Annotated in this window: 16 protein-coding genes and 2 pseudogenes; 12 read left to right on the top strand and 6 right to left on the bottom strand. The window is 37.5% G+C overall.

All coding sequences use genetic code 11. From position 1 onward, the window contains the following. The first annotated feature begins 39 nt into the window (after window positions 1–39). Window positions 40–1,014 (top strand): dihydroorotate dehydrogenase, encoded by a 975-nt coding sequence (locus tag CVFO_RS06440; protein ID WP_201339240.1) that lies wholly within the window; start codon window positions 40–42, stop codon window positions 1,012–1,014. Beyond that, window positions 1,011–3,461, top strand: a complete 2,451-nt coding sequence (gene leuS / locus CVFO_RS06445) for a leucine--tRNA ligase (RefSeq protein WP_201339241.1) — start codon at window positions 1,011–1,013, stop codon at window positions 3,459–3,461. Before CVFO_RS06440 ends, leuS begins: the two co-directional genes overlap by 4 nt. A gap of 98 nt (window positions 3,462–3,559) precedes the next feature. Here the strand turns inward: leuS and CVFO_RS06450 are convergent, their stop codons facing one another. Further along, window positions 3,560–3,904, bottom strand: a complete 345-nt coding sequence (locus CVFO_RS06450; protein WP_201339242.1) for a PrsW family glutamic-type intramembrane protease — start codon at window positions 3,902–3,904, stop codon at window positions 3,560–3,562. A gap of 134 nt (window positions 3,905–4,038) precedes the next feature. On the opposite strand from CVFO_RS06450, the pseudogene CVFO_RS06460 reads away from it, so the two are divergent. Further along, window positions 4,039–4,800 (top strand): annotated as a pseudogene (locus CVFO_RS06460) (transposase); the annotation flags it as partial. A gap of 79 nt (window positions 4,801–4,879) precedes the next feature. Here CVFO_RS06460 and CVFO_RS06465 read toward each other — a convergent pair. After that, window positions 4,880–5,986: pseudogene (locus CVFO_RS06465) on the bottom strand (IS3 family transposase). A 529-nt stretch (window positions 5,987–6,515) separates the two neighbouring features. Here CVFO_RS06465 and CVFO_RS06475 point away from each other — a divergent pair. From CVFO_RS06475 to CVFO_RS06510, 8 genes are all read left to right on the top strand, one after another. Beyond that, a complete protein-coding gene (locus CVFO_RS06475; protein WP_201339244.1) occupies window positions 6,516–7,562 on the top strand; it encodes a ribonuclease D in 1,047 nt (348 codons plus the stop codon). Further along, window positions 7,547–8,077 (top strand): inorganic diphosphatase, encoded by a 531-nt coding sequence (gene ppa, locus CVFO_RS06480; protein ID WP_201339245.1) that lies wholly within the window; start codon window positions 7,547–7,549, stop codon window positions 8,075–8,077. The genes CVFO_RS06475 and ppa overlap by 16 nt, the downstream gene beginning before the upstream one ends. Next, window positions 8,058–8,636, top strand: coding sequence for a 16S rRNA (guanine(966)-N(2))-methyltransferase RsmD (rsmD, locus tag CVFO_RS06485; RefSeq protein WP_201339246.1), 579 nt, complete (start codon window positions 8,058–8,060; stop codon window positions 8,634–8,636). Before ppa ends, rsmD begins: the two co-directional genes overlap by 20 nt. Window positions 8,637–8,658: 22 nt before the next feature. Further along, the gene (gene coaD / locus CVFO_RS06490; protein ID WP_201340434.1) at window positions 8,659–9,135 is read left to right on the top strand and encodes a pantetheine-phosphate adenylyltransferase; all 477 of its coding nucleotides are present in this window, start codon (window positions 8,659–8,661) and stop codon (window positions 9,133–9,135) included. Window positions 9,136–9,211: 76 nt separating this feature from the next. Further along, on the top strand, window positions 9,212–11,140 hold the full coding sequence (dnaK, locus tag CVFO_RS06495) for a molecular chaperone DnaK (RefSeq protein WP_201339247.1): 1,929 nt from the start codon (window positions 9,212–9,214) through the stop codon (window positions 11,138–11,140). 78 nt (window positions 11,141–11,218) lie between these two features. Further along, complete coding sequence (gene dnaJ, locus CVFO_RS06500) at window positions 11,219–12,316, top strand: molecular chaperone DnaJ (protein ID WP_201339248.1); 1,098 nt, start codon at window positions 11,219–11,221, stop codon at window positions 12,314–12,316. A gap of 17 nt (window positions 12,317–12,333) precedes the next feature. After that, on the top strand, window positions 12,334–13,614 hold the full coding sequence (gene eno / locus CVFO_RS06505; RefSeq protein ID WP_201339249.1) for a phosphopyruvate hydratase: 1,281 nt from the start codon (window positions 12,334–12,336) through the stop codon (window positions 13,612–13,614). Between the two features lie 33 nt (window positions 13,615–13,647). After that, on the top strand, window positions 13,648–14,931 hold the full coding sequence (locus CVFO_RS06510; RefSeq protein ID WP_201339250.1) for an HlyC/CorC family transporter: 1,284 nt from the start codon (window positions 13,648–13,650) through the stop codon (window positions 14,929–14,931). On the opposite strand, the gene asd is transcribed toward CVFO_RS06510, so the two are convergent. Beyond that, a complete protein-coding gene (gene asd, locus CVFO_RS06515; protein ID WP_201339251.1) occupies window positions 14,887–15,699 on the bottom strand; it encodes an archaetidylserine decarboxylase in 813 nt (270 codons plus the stop codon). The two genes, CVFO_RS06510 and asd, sit on opposite strands and share 45 nt — an antisense overlap. A 6-nt stretch (window positions 15,700–15,705) precedes the next feature. After that, window positions 15,706–17,388 (bottom strand): proline--tRNA ligase, encoded by a 1,683-nt coding sequence (locus CVFO_RS06520; RefSeq protein WP_201339252.1) that lies wholly within the window; start codon window positions 17,386–17,388, stop codon window positions 15,706–15,708. 34 nt (window positions 17,389–17,422) lie between these two features. On the opposite strand from CVFO_RS06520, the gene CVFO_RS06525 reads away from it, so the two are divergent. Further along, window positions 17,423–18,052, top strand: a complete 630-nt coding sequence (locus CVFO_RS06525) for a site-2 protease family protein (protein WP_201339253.1) — start codon at window positions 17,423–17,425, stop codon at window positions 18,050–18,052. Here the strand turns inward: CVFO_RS06525 and CVFO_RS06530 are convergent. After that, window positions 18,049–19,422: a protein adenylyltransferase SelO gene (locus tag CVFO_RS06530; RefSeq protein WP_201339254.1), complete on the bottom strand. Its 1,374-nt coding sequence runs from the start codon at window positions 19,420–19,422 to the stop codon at window positions 18,049–18,051. The two genes, CVFO_RS06525 and CVFO_RS06530, sit on opposite strands and share 4 nt — an antisense overlap. A 4-nt stretch (window positions 19,423–19,426) precedes the next feature. Further along, the gene (gene gatB, locus CVFO_RS06535; protein WP_201339255.1) at window positions 19,427–20,857 is read right to left on the bottom strand and encodes an Asp-tRNA(Asn)/Glu-tRNA(Gln) amidotransferase subunit GatB; all 1,431 of its coding nucleotides are present in this window, start codon (window positions 20,855–20,857) and stop codon (window positions 19,427–19,429) included. Between the last annotated feature and the right edge of the window lies 1 nt (window position 20,858).

A 20,858-nucleotide genomic window follows, 5' to 3' on the forward strand; every position in this document is an offset into this window, starting at 1 on the left:
GAATAATAATTTTAACAGCAAAAATGTATAATACCACCCATGCATAATAACTTAAAAACCCTGTTCTGCGGGCTTTCACTAAACTCACCCATTGTTCTTTTATCAGGCTGTGTTGGCTTTGGTGAAGAATATACACGGATTAATGGATTTTCTAACGCCGATGTGGGTGCTGTGTGTCTTAAAGGTACAACTCTAGAGCCACACCTTGGCAATATCCCTCATCGAGTATGTGAAACGCCTAGCGGTATGATTAACGCCATTGGGCTGCAAAATCCGGGAACGGATGCTGTGATTAATGATATTATACCGAATTTAGATAAAACTGAAACGCGTTTTATTATTAATATCTCTGGTTCATCCGTTGAAGAATATGGCGAAATTACTAAGCGTTTTGATGACACAGATATTGACGCAATTGAAATTAACATTTCCTGTCCAAATGTTAAAGAAGGTGGCGTGGCATTTGGTAATAATCCAAATATGTCGTATCGAGTGGTTGATATTTGTCGGAAAAATACCTCAAAGCCAATCATCACTAAATTATCACCCAACCAAACTGACATTGCCTTTAGTGCTCAACGCTGTATTGATGCAGGTACTGATGGTTTAGCAGTGATTAACACACTCATGGGTATGGGCATTGATACTAAAACCAAAAAACCAATCATTGGCAACAATCAAGGCGGTCTATCTGGCCCTGCTATTAAACCAATCGCTTTGTTAAAAGTACATCAAGTTTATCAAATCAGTAAACATCACAATGTACCCATCATTGGTCAGGGTGGCATTACCACTGCTAATGATGCAATAGAATTCATCATTGCAGGTGCAGCCACTGTTGGCATAGGTACAGCACTATTTTATGACCCATTAGTGTGTCATAAAATCAATGACGGTATTAGTGAATATTTAAATAAAAACAACCTAGATAGTATTGGTGATTTAGTAGGCACATTAAAGCTCAATTCTGCCATATCAGCCTGTAATACTGACACCAACAAAAATACCCTATGAACTCAGAATATAATGCTCAACAAATTGAGGCGCAAGCGCAAAAATATTGGCAAGAAAATAAATCTTTTGAAGTCAGCGAAGACACGTCAAAGGAAAAATATTACTGCTTGAGTATGTTTCCCTATCCGTCTGGGCGCTTGCATATGGGGCATGTGCGTAATTATAGTATTGGCGATGTGATTTCTCGCTATCAAAAAATGCAGGGTAAAAATGTCATGCAGCCTATTGGCTGGGATGGGTTTGGTCTGCCAGCTGAAAATACTGCATTAAAGCACAAAGTCCCACCAGCCAAGTGGACTTATGAAAATATCGATTATATGAAAGAACAGTTAAGCCAACTGGGTTTTGGCTATGATTGGTCACGCGAAATTGCCACTTGTCACCCAAAATATTATCGCTGGGAGCAATGGCTGTTCATTAAGTTATTTGAAAAAGGCTTGGTGTATAAGAAAAATGCCATTGTCAATTGGGATCCTGTTGATCAAACCGTATTGGCAAATGAGCAAGTGATTGATGGGCGCGGATGGCGTTCTGATGCACTGATTGAGAAAAAAGAAATCTCACAATGGTTTATGCGCATCACCGATTATGCCGATGAATTACTCAGCGGCTTAGATAAACTCGATGGTTGGCCAGACGCGGTCAAAACCATGCAAAAAAATTGGATTGGTAAATCTGTTGGTCTAGAGGTTGATTTTCCTAGGCGCAATGCCAATTCACTTAGGGTTTACACTACTCGTCCAGACACACTCATGGGTGTTACCTACCTAGCCATTGCCAGTGAACACCCTCTTGCACTGGAGGCGGGTAAAAACAACCCGCAAGTACAAGCTTTTATTGACGAGTGCAAAACCCTACAAACCACCGAAGCAGCAATGGAAACCATGGACAAAAAGGGTATTGATTCGGGGCTAAAATGCACGCATCCAATCACCAATGATGACGTGCCTATTTGGATTGCTAATTTTGTCTTAATGGGCTACGGCACAGGCGCAATTATGAGTGTGCCTGCACACGATGAGCGGGATTATGAATTTGCTAAAAAATATGGCATTGCCATCAAACAAGTCATTAGTGAAAATGTAAGTATTGATGAAAACGCCATGACCGACAAAGGCCTGTTGTTTAACTCAGGCGAATTTAACGGCATGGGCTTTGACCAAGCCTTTAATGGCATTGCCAAAAACTTAGCAGACAAAAACTTAGGCAGCAAAAAAACCAACTACCGCCTACGGGACTGGGGCGTATCACGCCAACGCTATTGGGGCTGTCCAATCCCCATCATTAATTGCCCAAGTTGCGGCGCAGTGGCAGTGCCTGAAGCCAACTTGCCCGTTATCTTGCCTGAGAAAGTGAGTTTTGATGGTGTTAGCTCTCCGATTAAAAAAATGCCCGAATTTTATCAAACCACTTGCCCGAAATGTGGCGAGGCAGCAGAGCGAGAAACCGATACTTTTGATACTTTCTTTGAATCATCTTGGTATTTTGCCCGCTACACTTGCAAAGATAATAACGACAAAATGCTAGATGAGCGCGCCAACTATTGGCTGGCCAATGGCGGTGTAGACCAATATATTGGCGGTATTGAACATGCGATTCTACATTTACTCTACGCTCGATTTTTTAATAAATTATTGCGTGATGAAGGTTTTATTAAGAACGATGAACCTTTTAAAAATTTACTCACCCAAGGCATGGTGCTTAAAGATGGCGCTAAGATGAGTAAGTCCAAAGGCAATACCGTTGACCCTGCACAAATGATTGAAAAATATGGCGCTGATACAGTGCGCCTATTCATCTTGTTTGCCGCACCACCAACCCAAGACCTAGAATGGAACGATTCAGGGCTAGAAGGTGCATATCGCTTTATTAATAAAGTTTACCGCTTGGTTAGTGGTTTTATAAAAGACAAGGAAAACAACACTATCGGTTCTTTAGACAACCTTGATAAAACCCAAAAAGGCATACGCTTTAAGACTCATCAAACACTTAATAAAATTACTAATGATATGAGTCGCAGGTATTTATTTAATACCGTTATTGCTGCACTCATGGAACTGTGCAACACCTTATCCAAATTTAAGGATACCAGCGAAACTTCTATGGTGCTCCGCCAAGAATCTATCCACATTCTACTTAAAACCTTAAGCCCAATTGCGCCACATTTATGCCACTACTTATGGCAAAAATTAGGCAACACAAAAGCAATTATCAATGAACCATGGCCAAATGTTGATCAATCAGCACTGGTTCAAGACGAAGTGCAAATCATCGTTCAAGTCAACGGCAAACTACGTGCCAAATTAATACTCAGTTCTGATGCCGATAAAGCACAAGTTGAAGCGCAAGCATTGGCAGATGAAAATATTACCAAATTCACCAAAGATAAAACTATCATCAAAATGATTGTTGTGCCGAATAAATTAATTAATATTGTTGTTAAATAGTTAATTGTGATGGGTAACTTCTTGTAATTGATTTTTAATAAAGCTAAGACCAATCCAAGGTACTGCAATAAACAGATAAATATGAAACGTTGTATTTTTTATTGCAAATAAATTCCAACTTGCATGTAGCCCCTACCCAGAAACAACGCAAATAAAAAATACGAAAAACTTTTTTCTTTAGTCAGCCAAGCGCCTAAGGCACTACCCCATATTGCAGAAAATACCATATGGGCTGGATTCGCCCTTATAAACAAAATTTCACTATATTTCAAAAAAAAATAAACATTTTCAATCATCGAAAAACCTAAAGTACATAACACCACATAAAATAAAGTTAATTTCTTTGAAATCAATTGTCTACTAAGTAGTGCCATAACCGCTAAAAGTTTTGCCAACTCTCCAACAGGGCCCGCAATTACTCCTGTATTGTTTACTAATGGCACCAATGAATGACGTGGCACTACTTCTTTAATTTGTTAATGTAATACCCCAAAAAACCACCATTCTAAAGTAGAAAATTCTATAATAAAAAATAAGGAGTTTTCACATGAAAAAATCAAGATATACAGAGTCATAAATAGTCAACATACTCAAACAAAACCAATCAGGCATATCTGTGGCTGATCTATGCCGTGAATACGCAATGTCTCAAGCCACATTTTACAAATGGAGATCTAAATACGGTGATACAGATTTTGTCTCTATGGTTAAACGCTTAAAAGAGCTAGAATCAGAAAATGCTCAATTCAAGCGTATGTATGCTGAGAGTGAGTTGAAACTGCAAATTACAAAGGATGCCTTAGCAAAAAAGTTCTAAAGCCATCCCAGTGGCGTGAGGATGGCTTTAAACATCAATGAACAAAATAAGAACACAAGTATCAAACTTATTTACGAAGTTTGTAGCATTAGTAAAAGCACTTATTATTATCAACCAAAACTCAGTGATGACAATGCTTTAATTGCCGATTGTCTACTGCGCTTAACCGCAACGCACAAGCGTTGGGGTTTTAAACTGTGCTATTTATATCTACGTAATGTTAAAGACTACAAATTTAACCATAAACGAGTGTATCGCATTTACCAAGAACTGGAGCTCAATCTAAGAATCAAGCCAAGAAGAAGAATCAAAAGAGATAAACCCGAAGCACTGAGTGTGCCAACAACTATTAACCAAACTTGGTCAATGGATTTTATGTCAGACTCACTCACTGATGGCAGGCACATTAGAACTTTTAATGTTGTCGATGATTACAATCGGGAAGGCTTGAATATTGATGTGGACTTGTCCATGCCAGCAAGACGAGTTATTCAATCATTAGAACGTTTGATTCAGTGGCGGATCTTCACAATGAAGGCATGATTTAGGGAAATGTAGGGTTTCGGTGAGTGTGCAATGCTCTAACCTACTTGGACACATTTCAAGCCGCTTTTTTCAATTCAGCCATCTTTTGAGCAGGTGTTAAATACCCAATCGCTGAATGAATCCTTTTGTAATTATACAAGTAGATATAACCCTCTACATTTTGCACGACTTCACTATGATTTGCAAAACTTTGATAATTTAATCTCTCAGTCTTCAGACTTCTAAAGAAACGCTCCATGACCGCATTATCCCAACAATTACCTCGCCTGCTCATGCTTTGAGTAATGTTGTTCTTGTTGCAATAATCAATAAAAACTTTAGAAGAGTATTGAGTCCCTTGATCAGAGTGAAACATGTGTTTATTTGTATTGGGCTGGTGTCTAGACACAGCATTACTAAGCGCATCCTTTGCCAACTGAGCATTAGGCTGTTTTGACAATGCCCAACCAACAACTTGTCTTGAGCCTAAATCCAACACACTGGCTAAATAACTCCCACCTTGATAGGTTTTGATATAGGTAATATCACCAACCCAATGCGTATTAATTGATTGCTGCTCAAACACACGATTTAATAGGTTTTTTGCCTTTTTAAACATCAATCTAGTATTAGGGTAATAATGACGCTTTCTTGGGCGTATGGCAACTACATTGGCTTTTTTCATTAGCGTTGCAGTTTGGTAAATACCAATGTTATAACCTTGGTTATTCAAAACTACTCGCATTCTGCGTTTGCCATAGGTGTATCCAACTTCAATAGCAGTTTGTTTGATTAATTTAATCATAGCGTTGGTGTTGTTGTTTACTCGCTTATCTTTGACTTGATAGTAATAACTACTGTGAGGAAGTTTGAGTAATGCTCATAATTCTTTAGTATTGTATTGTTGGCAAGCCTTGTTTATCTTGATAATCATATCACTTGGTGATTGTCCACAGCGAACAAGGCTGTTGCCTTTTTTAAGATTTCATTGTCCCTTTGTGCGCGCCAAAGTTGTTTCTCAAGCAGTTGTATTGTTTGTTGTTCAGAAGTCAGCGCTTTGCCTGACTCTGGTGTTTGTCCACCAAGCTCTGCTAGGTATTGTTTTCTCCATCTGCTAACTGCTGAGGAGCAAGCTCCTGATATTATCATGATTTTTTTTATTGGTGTAATTCTCATGCACCATGAGTTTGGCATAATCTAGTGTTCCCCCCCTCAAGGGGGTATTGAACAGAATGTTCAACGGTAAAAGTCACTCGTTGTTTTCTTGATTTATATTGTGTCATTACTGACCTCCTTATGGTTTGTATTATAAGGCTATCTTTGTGTCCAATAAAATTAGACTATTGCAGTATGGTATGTGCTATTTCAGGTTGTTGTGGGTAATTCGCTAACTTTAGAGACTCGTGAGGTGTTCTATACTCCAGCTCATTATACGGGTTTGTGGGATATGCGATTAAATCTTAGGAAATCTGAGAGTTTAATTACTAAACAACAGAAACAACAGAAACAACAGAAACAACAGAAACAACAGAAACAACAGAAACAACAGAAACAACAGAAACAACAGAAACAACAGAACAAGCAACACTCATCGATTATACCATATAGTATTTTTAATACAGTTAAAAAAAATTTATAATTTAAGATTAATCACATAAAAACCAATTTATAATTTGGCAAATGAGTGGCTTTGTCAGTATAAAATACAACAAATGATTCAAACACAAACACAACTAAGTCAGTTTCTAGATTTAATAAAACATGAAACCGAACTGGCCATTGACACTGAATTTAAGCGTGTCAATACTTACTATCCAGTATTATGCTTGGTACAAATAGCCACTAAAAGCGCAACTGACTGTATCGATATCTTAGCAATTGAAGATTTAAACCCACTGTTTGAAAAACTTTACCAAAAAGACTGCTTATGGATTGTACACTCAGCACGCCAAGACATTGAGGCCATGTACTATTTGTCCAAACAACTCCCTAAATGTTTGTTTGACACTCAAATTGCAGCTAGCTTACTTGGCCATCCTATGCAAATTTCTTATCAAGCACTGACTCAAATCTTGCAAAATGTCTATTTAGAAAAAGCTTATACCCGCCTAGACTGGACCACACGTCCATTGCCAGATGAGGCACTTGAGTATGCGTTAGATGATGTACGATATTTACTTAAAAATTTCTACCAACTTGAGAGCCAATTAAAAACTGAGCATAAATCACATTGGATTGAACAAGAGGGTCAATTATTATTAGACATCAAACTTTATAATCCTGATATCAAAAACGCATGGAAAAACGTCAAAGGATTTTCACGCTTAGCCAAAAACACACGTTGTCTTATCGCACAATTAGCCGCGTTTAGAGAACATCAAGCGATTCATAAGAACAAACCTAGAAAATGGATAATGAGTGATGATAAATTAATCAACTATGTGCTCAAAAAAGAATCATTACCCTTTGGTATAAAAACTGTATTTAATGAATTTTTAGTTAGTAATGAACAGCTGAATAAGGCTGAAATTATTATTAATAATAAGCATACACTACCAACAAAAACCGAAAAAGCAAAGAAAAATGAATTACAAAAACTGATAAAAAATATAGCAAATCAGTATAATCTAGACGATAAAATCATTGCCAACGGCAAATCATTATTGAGTTTTATTCGTGGTGACCGCTCAGTTATTTTCTTAACAGGTTGGCGCTTTAATCTTTTAAAAGAGGAATTAGAAAAATGCAAAATAGTTTAAAACCAGTCTCAGCAGGCAATATTCCTGACGAAATTAACGTTATTATTGAAATTCCAGCAAATTCATCACCCATTAAATATGAAATTGACAAGAAAACAGGCGCCATGTTTGTAGATCGCTTTATCTCAACGCCTATGTTTTATCCTTGCAATTACGGTTTTGTACCAGAAACACTAGCAGATGATGGTGATCCAGCCGATGTCTTGGTGATTACGCCTTATCCACTAATCCATGATAGCGTTATTATAGTACGCCCAATTGGTGTTTTACGCATGACTGATGAAGCAGGAAAGGATTCAAAAATCTTAGCCGTACCTATTGATAAATTATGCAGATCTTATCATGATATCAAATGCATTGATGATGTCGGTATTACTCTTAAAAATCAAATCGAACACTTCTTTACTTACTACAAGGACCTTGAAGAAGGCAAATGGGTGAAAATTGATGGCTGGGGTGATTCTATTGAAGCCAAAAAAGAACTTCAAGACTCTTTTGACGCCTATCATCAATAATTCTTTCCAAGTCGTGTCAGGTAAATTTCGGGGCAGAAAATTTAACTTTCCCGATGTGCCTAGTTTAAGACCTACATCAGGTAAAATCCGAGAAACCTTATTTAACTGGATTCAATTTGAATCACACAACAAAACTTATCTAGATTTGTTTACTGGTAGTGGAAGTTTAAGTTTTGAAGCACTGTCCCGTGGTGCTGAACAAGTCGTTAGTATTGAAAAAGACGTCAACGCCTATCAAAGTTTAAAAAAAAATAAAATGCTATTAAAGACAAACAAAATGAGTATTTTTAATCAAGATGCGTTAAATTTCTTATCTGAAAAAAGCACACAAATTTTTGATTTTATTTTTTTAGACCCGCCTTTTAATAAAAACTATCTACCAAAAACTTTAAAAGCACTCTCAAAAGGTAATTTTATGACTTCAAATACGAAAATCTATATAGAATCTGAATTTAAAATTTTAAAAAATGAAACGACTGAATGGTTATCAACAAACATTCAAATTAATAAACAAAAACATACAGGGCAGGTGCATTATTGCTTAATAACTCTTTTATAAAACCTTAATAAATCACCTTATGATGAAAAAAATCGCAATTTACCCAGGCTCGTTTGATCCAATCACCAATGGTCATATTGATTTAATCAAACGCGCCAGTAAATTATTTGATGAAATTATTATTGGCATTACTCAAAATAGTAAAAAAAAGGCTTTTTTAAGTATTGACGATAGAATTAATGCAACCAATACTGCACTTAAAGATATTAGCAATATTAAAGTATTAAGCTTTAACACACTATTGGTTGACTTTGCAGCCAAGCAAAACGCACAAGTGATTTTGCGTGGACTACGTGCTGTTAGTGACTTTGAGTACGAATTTCAACTCTCAGGTATGAACAAACATCTTAATCCTAACATTGAAACTCTGTTTATGACGCCTGCTGAACAGTACGCTAACATCTCTTCTTCCTTGGTAAGAGAAATTCTAATATTAGGGGGTGATATTAGTGTTTTTGTACCTGCATCAGTAGAGGCATTACTCAAACAGCGCTTATAAAATTTTTAGCCTTAATCCTTGAAAAAAAAATGCCCATCCCTATATAGGACGTATATTAAATTCTAAGGAGTAAAAAATGTCAAAGATTATTGGTATTGACTTAGGCACAACCAATTCATGCGTAGCCATTATGGATGGTGGCAGTGTTAAAATTATTGAAAATTCTGAGGGTGATCGCACCACACCATCCATTATTGCTTATCCAAAAGATTCTGAGGAAGTTTTAGTTGGTCAACCAGCAAAACGTCAGGCAGTCACTAATCCTGAAAATACGCTATACGCAATTAAACGCTTAATCGGTCGTCGTTTTGACGAAGATGCAGTACAAAAAGACATCAACCTTGTGCCTTATAAAATTGTCAAAGCTGACAATGGTGATGCTTGGGTTGAGGTTAAAGGCAAAAAAATGGCTGCGCCTGAAATTTCAGCAAAAGTCATTGGTAAAATGAAAAAAACTGCTGAAGATTATCTAGGCGAAGAAGTCACCGAAGCGGTCATTACAGTTCCCGCTTACTTTAACGACTCACAACGCCAAGCAACTAAAGATGCTGGAAAAATTGCAGGTCTTAATGTTAAGCGCATTATCAATGAGCCAACTGCAGCAGCACTGGCTTATGGCGTTGACAAAGTTAAAGGTGATAAAACTGTTGCTGTTTATGACTTAGGTGGTGGTACATTTGACGTATCTATCATTGAAATGGAAGACATCGATGGTGAAAAGCACTTTGAAGTACTCTCTACCAATGGTGATACTTTCCTAGGTGGCGAAGATTTTGATCAACGTATTATTGGCTATTTAGTGGATGAATTCAAAAAAGACCAAGGTGTTGATTTAACTAATGACCCCATGGCGCTGCAGCGCTTAAAGGAAGCAGCTGAAAAAGCCAAGATTGAATTGTCTTCTTCTGAACAAACTGACGTCAACTTGCCTTACGTGACTGCAGATGCATCAGGTCCTAAGCACCTTAACATTAAAATCACTCGTGCTAAGTTAGAATCACTAGTTGAAGACCTACTCAAACGTACTATTGAACCATGTAAAACTGCACTTAAAGATGCAGATTTATCTGCAAGTGATATTGATGAAGTTATCTTAGTAGGTGGTCAAACACGTATGCCTAAAGTAACAAAAATGGTGCAAGACTTCTTTGGTAAAGAACCTAAAAAAGATGTCAACCCTGACGAAGCAGTAGCGATGGGTGCTGCAATTCAAGCAGGTGTATTAAGTGGTGATGTTAAAGACGTATTGTTATTAGATGTAACGCCATTATCTTTAGGCATTGAAACCATGGGTGGTATTATGACTAAATTAATTGAGAAAAACACAACCATCCCCACCAATGCAAGCCAAATTTTTTCAACCGCAGCTGACAATCAATCCGCAGTAACTGTACATGTGTTACAAGGTGAACGTGATATAGCTAGTGCCAATAAATCATTAGGTCAATTCAACCTTGAAAACATCCCCAATGCACCCAAAGGCCAGCCTCAAGTTGAAGTGACATTTGACATTGATTCTGATGGCATCTTGGATGTCTCTGCCAAAGACAAAAATACTGGTAAAGAGCAATCAATCACCATTAAAGCCTCATCTGGCTTGAGTGATGAGGAAGTTGAAAAAATGATCAAAGATGCTGAAGCACATGCTGATGAGGATAAAAAATTCCAAGAATTAGTCACCAGTAAGAACATGGCAGATTCCTTGATACACTCAACCAAGCAAACTCTAGAAGAGCTAAAAGATGAAGTTTCTGATGATGAAAAATCAGCGATTGAAATGGCCATTACCGAGCTTGAAAAAGCCGTTAAAGACGATGATAAAGAAGCCATTGATGCCAAGGTTCAAACTTTAAGTGAAAAAGCACAACCATTAGCTGAAAAAGCACAACCATTAGCTGAAAAAGCACAAGCCAAAGCAGGTGCTGAAAATACCTCGCAAAAAGAGTCAAACGCTGATGACGATGTGGTTGATGCTGACTTTGAAGAGGTTAAAGACGATAAATAAAAGGTTAAAAACCTAACTACTAAAACCTTCCTTAAGAGATAGCACTTGAGGAGGGTTTTTTAATAATAAGGCAAAAACATGTCACAAAGAGATTATTACGAAGTACTAGGTGTTGCAAAAAATGCAGATACTAAGCAAATTAAAAAAGCTTACAAACGTCTAGCAATGAAACACCACCCTGATCGCGTTAAAGACGACAAGGCATCGGCTGAAAAAAAATTTAAAGAAATTCAAAAAGCTTATGCCATTTTGTCTGACGCTCAAAAACGTCAAGCCTATGACCAATTTGGTCATGCAGGTGTCAACGGAAATGCGAGTGTTGGCGGTGGCGACCCATTCGGTGGTGGTGGTTTCGGTGATATTTTTGGTGATATTTTTGGTAGTGGTTCTCAACAACCCAACAATCGTGGCTCAGATTTACGTTATGATTTAGAAATTGGTTTAAAAGAAGCAGCGCAAGGCACTACTGTTAAAGTTCGCATTCCAAAAAACGAAACTTGCAATACCTGCTCAGGCACTGGTGCAAAACCCGGCACTAGTGTTAAAACCTGCTCAACTTGTGGTGGCGCAGGGCAGGTGCAAATACAACAAGGATTTTTCACCGTGCAACGCCCTTGTAGCACTTGCTCTGGCACAGGCCAAAGAATTGAATCCCCTTGTAGCACTTGCCGTGGACAAGGTGTGGTACGTAAGCAAAAAACACTATCAGTCAAAATCCCTGCAGGCGTGGATACAGGCAATCGAATTCGTTTGAGCGGCGAAGGCGAAGCAGGCACTAGAGGTAGCTCTAGTGGTGATTTATACGTACAAGTTCACGTTAGAAAGCACGCCATTTTTGAACGTGAAGGTAACGATTTATATTGTGAAGTACCTATTGACTTTGCAACTGCAACACTAGGTGGTTCAATTGAAGTGCCTACACTTGAGAATAAATTAAAAATTAAAGTTCCAGCAGGCACACAAACTGGAAAACTATTCCGCTTGCGTGGCAAAGGTATCACCCACCTTCAGCGTGGTGGTTCTGGCGATTTAATCTGTCAAGTTAAGATTGAAACGCCAGTTAATCTTAATAAAAAACAACAAGATTTACTACAAGAGCTTTCCAGTTCATGTGGCAAAAAACATCATCCTAAATCAGACTCCTTTTTTGGTAAAATGAAATCATTCTTTGAATAAAAAACAGGACATATTTAGTGAATATTAAACAAATTAAAGCAAGAGAGGTTCTTGATTCTAGAGGCAATCCAACTGTTGAGGCGGATGTCATCCTTGATGATGGCACAATTGGTAGTGCAATGGTGCCATCTGGTGCATCAACAGGTCAACGTGAGGCCCTGGAGTTGCGTGATGGGGATAAATCGCGCTATTTAGGCAAAGGGGTTTTAAAAGCTGTTGAATTTGTCAACACAGAAATTTGTGATACTTTGATTGGCTTTGGTATTAAGGATTTAAGCAAGATTGACCAAGCAATGATTGATTTAGATGGCACTGAAACCAAAGCAAGATTAGGTGCAAATGCAATTTTAGCAGTCTCGTTAGCCGCCGCCCATGCTAACGCTAACAGACAACACAAACCATTATACATGTCATTAAATCAAGGTGGAAATTACAAACTACCTGTACCTATGATGAATATTATTAATGGGGGTGAGCACGCCAACAATAGTGTTGATATTCAAGAATTTATGATCATTCCTGCTGGTGCGCCAAGTTTTAAAGAGGCGCTACGTTATGGTGCTGAAGTGTTTCATCATTTAAAATCAGTGTTAGAAGCCAAGGGTATGAATACTGCTGTGGGTGATGAAGGTGGTTTTGCCCCTGATTTGGCTTCAAATGAAGATGCTATTAAAGTTATTTTAGAAGCAATTAACAATGCAGGCTACAAAGCAGGCAAAGATATTTTTATTGGTATTGATGCAGCAAGTTCAGAATTTTATGAGAACGGCACTTACAATTTAGCCTCTGAAAACAAATCACTCAGTTCTGAAGAATTTGTTGATTATTTAGCCAATTGGGTGGAAAACTACCCCATTATTTCAATTGAAGATGGCATGGATGAAAATGATTGGGATGGCTGGGACTTGTTAACCAAAAAAATCGGTGACAAAGTACAATTAGTTGGTGATGACCTGTATGTAACCAATAGTAAAATTTTAAAACAAGGTATTGAGAAAAATATTGCCAACTCTATTTTAATCAAAGTCAATCAAATTGGCACCCTAACTGAAACCTTCCAAGCTATGAAGATGGCAACAGATGCTGGCTATACCTCAGTTATGTCACACAGATCGGGTGAAACTGAAGATACGACCATTGCTGATTTGGCAGTAGCCACTGGTTGTGGTCAAATTAAAACTGGTTCATTGTCAAGATCAGATCGTTTGGCAAAATATAACCGTCTACTTCGCATTGAAGAAGAATTAGGAATTAAGGCTGTTTATCCAGGACTTAATGCTTTTAATCATTTGAATTAAACTCATTACTTTATATAACAAGTTAGCAACTGATTGGAATCACTCTCAACTTTTTGGCTTAGTATCATCCTTTTTGGACTGATACTAAGTTCTGCATTTTTCTCTAGTGCTGAAACTTCAATGATGACGATTAATCGCTATCGTCTGAAAGTCTTAAGTAAAAATAATAAAAATGCAAAACGTACCGAGCATTTACTTAATGACTTAGACCATCTAATTGGTACAATTCTATTAGGCAACAACTTTGTTAATATTTTTGCCTCTAGTATTACAACCATACTCGCCATTAAACTATGGGGCGAGGGCTCAATTGTACTGGCCTCTTTAGCGTTAACTTTTATTATCTTGGTTTTTTCAGAAACAACCCCTAAAACATTTGCCGCTAAAAATCCTGAAAAAATTGCCCTACCAGCCTCAATTATTATTACAGCGTTAATCAAGTTGTTTAAGCCTTTTGTTTGGCTAATTGCCCAATTGTCAAAGATGATATTAGCATTATTTGGTATGAAAAACGAACCACACAACAACCTTATTAGCTCAGAAGAGTTAAAAATGGTGGTGAGTGATGCCAAGCCCATTATTGCTTCTAATTATCAAAAAATGTTGCTTAATATTATTGACTTAGAGAAGGTTAAAGTTGAAGATATTATGATTCCTAGACACGAGTTAATTAGTGTTGATATTAACAAGCCTGATGAAATTTTAAAACAATTTGAGCGTATACAACACACTAGATTACTCACTTATGATACATCAAGTGATAATATTACTGGCGTATTACACATGCGTGATATTGTAAATTTATACGCCAAAGGTGATTTTAGCATTGACAATGCATTGGCATTGGTTCGCACGCCTTATTTTGTGCCCGAAGGTACCAGCCTTGCTCACCAATTAGCACATTTTCAACAACAAAAAAGACGACTGGGTTTGATTGTGGATGAATATGGAGAAGTGCGTGGCATGATTGTATTAGAAGACATCTTAGAAGAAATTGTAGGGCAATTCACCTCAAACCAAAATGAAAGTATTGACGAAATTACTAAGCAAAAAGACGGTAGTTACTTGATTGACCCCAGAATTAGTATACGAGAATTAAACAATTTATTACAATTAAACTTATCCGTCACTAAAGCAAAAACCCTAAACGGCTTAATTTTAGAAACATTGCAAAGCATTCCTAAGCGTGATATTAGTTTAAAAATTGACAATGTATTGATTGAAATTATGCAGATTTCTGAGCAAACTATTAAGCTGGTTAAGTTGACAAAATTAGACCAAAGCCTGTCCCATCCTAACTACCTCAGCTTCCTTTAAAAAAAAATTATTAGTTTGATTTGGCATCAACATAATCACAGTTGAGCCCATATTAAATCGACCCAATTCTTGGCCTTTTTTAAGGCTTATACTGTCATTTGAATAATCAAAATGTTGAATTTGTTTTTGATAAGGTGGATTAATTTGACCATGCCACACAGTTTGCATTGAACCTACAAAAATAGCACCCACTAAAACAAACGCGCACAAGCCAAATTCAGTCTCAAAATAGCACACAACACGCTCATTCCTAGCAAATAACCCATCCACATTTTCAGCAGTGGTTTGATTCACTGAAAACAAATCACCTGGAATATAACTCATTGAAATTAGTTTGCCATCATAAGGCATATGAATGCGATGATAATCTTTAGGTGATAAATAAATAGTGGTAAAAAAACCCGTCTTGAATTCAACACTTTTAATGTCATTACCCAGCAACTGCCCAACGCTATATCTATGGTTTTTAGCTTGAATGATTTGAGTATTATTAATATTGCCAACTTTCGATACTTTGCCATCCACAGGGCAAACAATCAAGCTGTCAGCAATTTGTCTAGCATCTGGTTTTAATACCCTGGTAAAAAAATCATTAAAGTGCTGGTAATCTTCAATATTTTCACGCGCTGCTTCGGATAGATTCACCTGATAAGACCTCACAAACCAAGCAATAAACCTATTTTTCAGCCAAACAGTTTTAATACGTGCAAAACGAAACATTAACTTTGATAGCCAATGCTGAGGGATAACATACTGCCACCAAATCATAATTTTTTATATCAGCTTGGATTGAATAAATGACAAGGCATCATCAAATGTCACTTCTATTTTATCTGCTTTATCTCTAGCCTTGTACTCCACATTGCCATTATCAGCATGCGTGTCACTAATCACTATTCTGTGTGGAATACCAAGTAGCTCAGAATCAGCAAACATAATACCAGCACGCTCTTTTCTATCATCTAGTAAAGCTTCAATATCTGCCTCAATAAACTGCTGATAAAGCTTGTCAGCCAATGCTTTCACACGAGTGGATTTATTATAATTAATGGGCACAATAACAATTTGAAAAGGCGCAATCGCTTGAGGAAAAATAATCCCCTTATCGTCATAATTTTGCTCAATAGAAGCTGCAATAATACGCGTCACACCAATGCCATAACAGCCCATTGTGGTTGTGACTGCCTTGCCAGACTCTCCAATGACGTTGGCTTTCATAGCACTAGAATATTTAGTACCTAGCTGAAAAATATGCCCCACTTCAATACCACGTTTAATCATCAACTTTCCTTTACCATCTGGGGAATCATCTCCTTCTACAGCGTTGCGTAAATCAGCATCAACAAATTCAATACCCTGCCAATTGACACTCGTTAGATGATAATCCCACTCATTTGCACCGCAAACAAAATCACACAATACGCTGGCTGAATAATCAATAATCAAATCAATGTCTAAATTTTTAATACCTATAAAACCTTTCTTTAAATTTAAATTCTTAATCTCATCCTCTGTTGCAAGCTCAAAATCACCAAATAAATTATGCACTTTGATTTCATTTAACTCATGGTCGCCACGTAATGCTAAAGCTTTAAAACCACCCTTGATTTTAATAATTAAAATTTTAACACAATCTGATTTCTTAACATTCAAAAATTCAGCAACTTCTTCGATACTGGTTTTCTTCTTGGTTAGAACTTTTTCCTCAGTCAGTGTGGACTTACAAGTTTTCTCCTGTTTTGAAAAAGCAACTTTTTCGATATTAGCCGCATAATCTGACTCATCTGAGAAACAAATGACGTCCTCTCCACTTTCTGCCAACACATGAAATTCATGCGAAGCATCTCCACCAATTGAGCCAGAATCTGCCAAAACTGCACGATAATCAAGACCCAATCGGTCAAAAATATTTGAGTAAGTTTTATGCATCAACTCATAAGTTTGTTGTAAAGAGGCTTGGTCAAGATGGAATGAATAGGCATCTTTCATGATAAATTCACGCGAACGCATCACCCCAAAACGAGGACGAATTTCATCTCTAAACTTGGTTTGAATTTGATAAAAATTCGTAGGTAGTTGTTTATAACTACGCAAATATTGCGCTGCCAAATGCGTAATGACCTCTTCATGCGTTGGCCCTAGGCAAAATTCACGCTGGTGACGATCGGTAAAACGCAATAACTCAGCACCATATTTATCCCATCTGCCAGAAGCTTGCCAAAGTTCTGCAGGCTGAGCAACAGGCATAAGCACTTCTTGGGCGCCTGATTTATTCATTTCTTCTCGAATAATATTCTCAACTTTATGCAATACTCTTACCCCCATTGGCAAATATGAGTACAAACCCGATGCCAATTTAGAAATAAGTCCTGCTCGAATCATGAGTTGATGTGAGATAATTTTCGCATCATTTGGTGCTTCTTTTTGAGTCGAGATTAAAAGCTTCGTTGTTTTCATTTATAATGACAAGAAAAAATACTCAATTTTACCTATGCCCGATATTCAAACACTTTTAATTTGGACAATTCCCGTATTATTTGCAATCACTGTGCATGAAACAGCGCATGGCTGGGTTGCCTCAAAACTGGGTGACCATAGTGCCAGAATGATGGGCAGACTTACCCTTAACCCTATCAAGCACATTGACCCAGTTGGCACTATTTTAGTGCCTGCATTTTTATACTTTACCTCAGGGTTTATTTTTGGCTGGGCCAAGCCTGTGCCTGTTAATTTTAATGCACTTAGATCGCCTAAAAAAGACATGCTTTGGGTAGCGATTGCTGGACCTGTGTCAAATTTCATTATGGCAATTGCATGGCTGATAATAATTTTACTGGCAGTTAATATCGGCTCCCAATTTCTAATTGATATGGGACAAGTTGGTGTTCAAATTAACTTGATATTAGCAGTGCTTAATCTATTGCCTTTGCCACCACTTGATGGTGGTCGCGTTGTAAGCTCATTACTACCAAGAAAACTGTCTTATCAATACGACCAGTTAGAGCCTTATGGTTTGTATATTTTGTTGGGTTTGTTGTTTTTAGGTGTGTTTCAATGGGTTGTCTTTCCCGTTGTTAAAATCATCCAGCAATTTATGTTTAGCGTTACTGGCCTCATTTAAGAAGAGCAACTTACTGCGAGCCCTTGCGCCCAATCAGGTGCTTTATGAGTATAAGATGTCATGTCTTGGTGAACTTCAAAGGGCTTGCTTAATAAATCAAACAAAATTGCTATTTCAGTATAGTCTTTGTCATCTTCTGCCTTTCGGATTGCCACCTCTGCTAAGTGATTACGTAAAATATAATTAGGATTTACGCTATTCATCATACTGATTCTATTATGATTATTTTCTTGAGATAGTCGCTTATCATACAACCCAATCCAATCACTAAAATCAGCATCAATGACCAATTTATCCACATCAGATAACTGCCTTAATGAATTGGTGTGGTCTTTTTTATGTTGATACAACACGTCAAAAAATTGCGTAATTAATGCATGGTCTTGCTTGTCTTTTTCACGCAAGCCAAATTTCTGCCTCATTAATACAGAATATGACTCAACCAAGTAGTTTTGATATTTGTCCAGCACTGATTTTGCTTGTTTGGCATTGATTAAACTTGACAAACTATCCGCCAAACGAGATAAATTCCACAAAGCAATATTTGGCTGCTGATCAAAGCCATAACGACCCTCATGATCAGAATGGTTGCAGATAAATTTAGGATTATAAGTTTCTAAAAAGCCAAATGGCCCATAATCAATCGTTAATCCAAGAATTGATATATTGTCCGTATTCATCACCCCATGTGCAAAACCCTGTGCTTGCCAATGCGCAATCATAATTGCTGTTTTCTGCACCACTTCATTAAAAAAATCAACATATTGATTTTCACCTTGACAATACTGGTAATGATGTTCAATCACAAAATCAGCCAATTGCTTCACTTGAGAAGTTTGACCACGTGAAGCAAACAGTTCAAAATGACCAAAACGAATATGACTAGGTGCACAGCGCATAACAATTGCCCCTGTTTCAATACTTTCTCGATAAACCTCGCTATGACTACCAACCAATGTTAGTGCTTCTGTAGTGGGAATATTTAAGCCTTTCATAGCGATTGAACATAAGTATTCACGAATAGATGAACGCAATACTGCACGACCATCTGCGCCACGCGAATAAGGCGTTTGTCCTGCACCTTTAAGTGACAGTTCAATGCCTTGTAATTGTCCTATTAAACAAGAACGACCATCACCTAATTGGGGCGCGAAATAACCAAACTGATGCCCTGCATAAATACTAGCAATGGGTTGAGTGTGTTGGAATTTCTTTTCGCCTGAGGCAATATTTAATAATTCATTATCCTTAATAGACAATTTAAGTCTGTCTTGTAATGCTTGGTTTTTATGAATTAAAAAAGGTTGTTTTAATGATTGAGTATCAATGTCTGAGAAAAAATCACGACCTAGCGTGGCAAAATCTAGCACGCTTTTAAGACAACTTATCTTTAAGCAGTTCGTTGACTTGTTTAGGATTGGCCTTGCCAGCAGTAAGTTTCATGATTTGACCAACAAAAAAGCCAAAAATCTTATCATTGCCCGATTTAAACTGAGCGACTTGTGGCGCATTATTAGCAATCACCTGTTCTACAATTGCTTCAATTTCACCCATATCAGTCATTTGCTTTAAGCCTTTAGCTTGAATAATTTCATCTGCATTATCTTCGCTATTCCACATGGCTTTAAACACGTCTTTAGCAGCTTTTCCAGAAATGGTATCATCACTAATACGACTGATTAATAGTGACAAGGCTTGCGCAGTAATGGGTGAGTTTTGAATATCAATTTGATGCTTATTCAAAGAGGCTGATAATTCACCCATGACCCAGTTAGCACATAATTTAGCATTGCTAGCATGATGATCAAGCATGGTCTCAAAATAGTCAGCCAAAGGTTTTTGCAAGGTAAGCACATCTGCATCATAGTCACTCAAGCCTAATTCTGCAACAAACCTTGCTTTTTTCTGGGTGGGTAATTCTGGTAAAGTTTGCCTTATCCTTTCTAATAATTCATCAGAAATCTCAACAGGCAGTAAATCTGGGTCTGGAAAATAGCGATAATCATTAGCCTCTTCTTTTGAACGCATAGAGCGCGTTTCATGTTTCACCGAATCATACAAACGAGTTTCTTGCACAATACTACCGCCCTCTTCAAGAATGTCTTGCTGGCGTTCAACTTCCAAATTAATCGCACGTTCTAAAAATTTAAATGAGTTGATATTTTTTAATTCTGCACGCGTGCCAAGCTTTTTTTGCCCTTTGGGGCGAATAGAGACATTCGCATCACAACGAAATGAGCCTTCTTGCATATTGCCATCACAAATATCAATATATTGCACCAAGGTGTGAATTTTTTTAGCATAGACCACCGCCTCTTTAGCACTGCGCATGTCAGGCTCGGAGACAATTTCAAGTAAAGGCGTGCCTGCACGGTTTAAGTCAATTGCAGTATCATCATCAAACATATCATGTATAGACTTTCCTGCATCTTCTTCTAAGTGCGCACGTGTAATGCCAACTACCTTGGTTTGCTCACCAAGCGTGATTTCAATCTTGCCTTCACCCACAATAGGCCAGTCCATTTGTGAAATTTGGTAGCCTTTTGGTAAATCTGGGTAAAAATAATTCTTTCTATCAAATATATTACGCTGATTAATATGTGCATTAATCGCCACGCCAAATTTGATTGCCTTATTAACCGCTTCAACATTAAGCACAGGCAAAACACCTGGTAATCCTAAATCAACAGCGCAAGCCTGTGAATTAGGCTTTTGACCATACTGAGTTGAGGCAGCTGAAAAAATCTTAGATTTAGTGTTTAATTGCGCATGAATTTCCAAGCCAATAACTGTTTCCCACTCCATA

It is taken from the genome of Isorropodon fossajaponicum endosymbiont JTNG4 (assembly GCF_016592615.1).
GTDB lineage: Bacteria > Pseudomonadota > Gammaproteobacteria > PS1 > Pseudothioglobaceae > Ruthia.

Excerpts from the sequence above, each read along its gene's own strand:
- CVFO_RS06440 (WP_201339240.1), top strand. The coding sequence starts at position 40 with ATGCATAATAACTTAAAAACCCTGTTCTGCGGGCTTTCACTAAACTCA.
- leuS (WP_201339241.1), top strand. The coding sequence starts at position 1,011 with ATGAACTCAGAATATAATGCTCAACAAATTGAGGCGCAAGCGCAAAAA.
- CVFO_RS06475 (WP_201339244.1), top strand. The coding sequence starts at position 6,516 with ATGATTCAAACACAAACACAACTAAGTCAGTTTCTAGATTTAATAAAA.
- ppa (WP_201339245.1), top strand. The coding sequence starts at position 7,547 with ATGCAAAATAGTTTAAAACCAGTCTCAGCAGGCAATATTCCTGACGAA.
- coaD (WP_201340434.1), top strand. The coding sequence starts at position 8,659 with ATGAAAAAAATCGCAATTTACCCAGGCTCGTTTGATCCAATCACCAAT.
- dnaK (WP_201339247.1), top strand. The coding sequence starts at position 9,212 with ATGTCAAAGATTATTGGTATTGACTTAGGCACAACCAATTCATGCGTA.
- dnaJ (WP_201339248.1), top strand. The coding sequence starts at position 11,219 with ATGTCACAAAGAGATTATTACGAAGTACTAGGTGTTGCAAAAAATGCA.
- asd (WP_201339251.1), bottom strand. The coding sequence starts at position 15,699 with ATGATTTGGTGGCAGTATGTTATCCCTCAGCATTGGCTATCAAAGTTA.
- CVFO_RS06520 (WP_201339252.1), bottom strand. The coding sequence starts at position 17,388 with ATGAAAACAACGAAGCTTTTAATCTCGACTCAAAAAGAAGCACCAAAT.
- CVFO_RS06525 (WP_201339253.1), top strand. The coding sequence starts at position 17,423 with ATGCCCGATATTCAAACACTTTTAATTTGGACAATTCCCGTATTATTT.
- gatB (WP_201339255.1), bottom strand. The coding sequence starts at position 20,857 with ATGGAGTGGGAAACAGTTATTGGCTTGGAAATTCATGCGCAATTAAAC.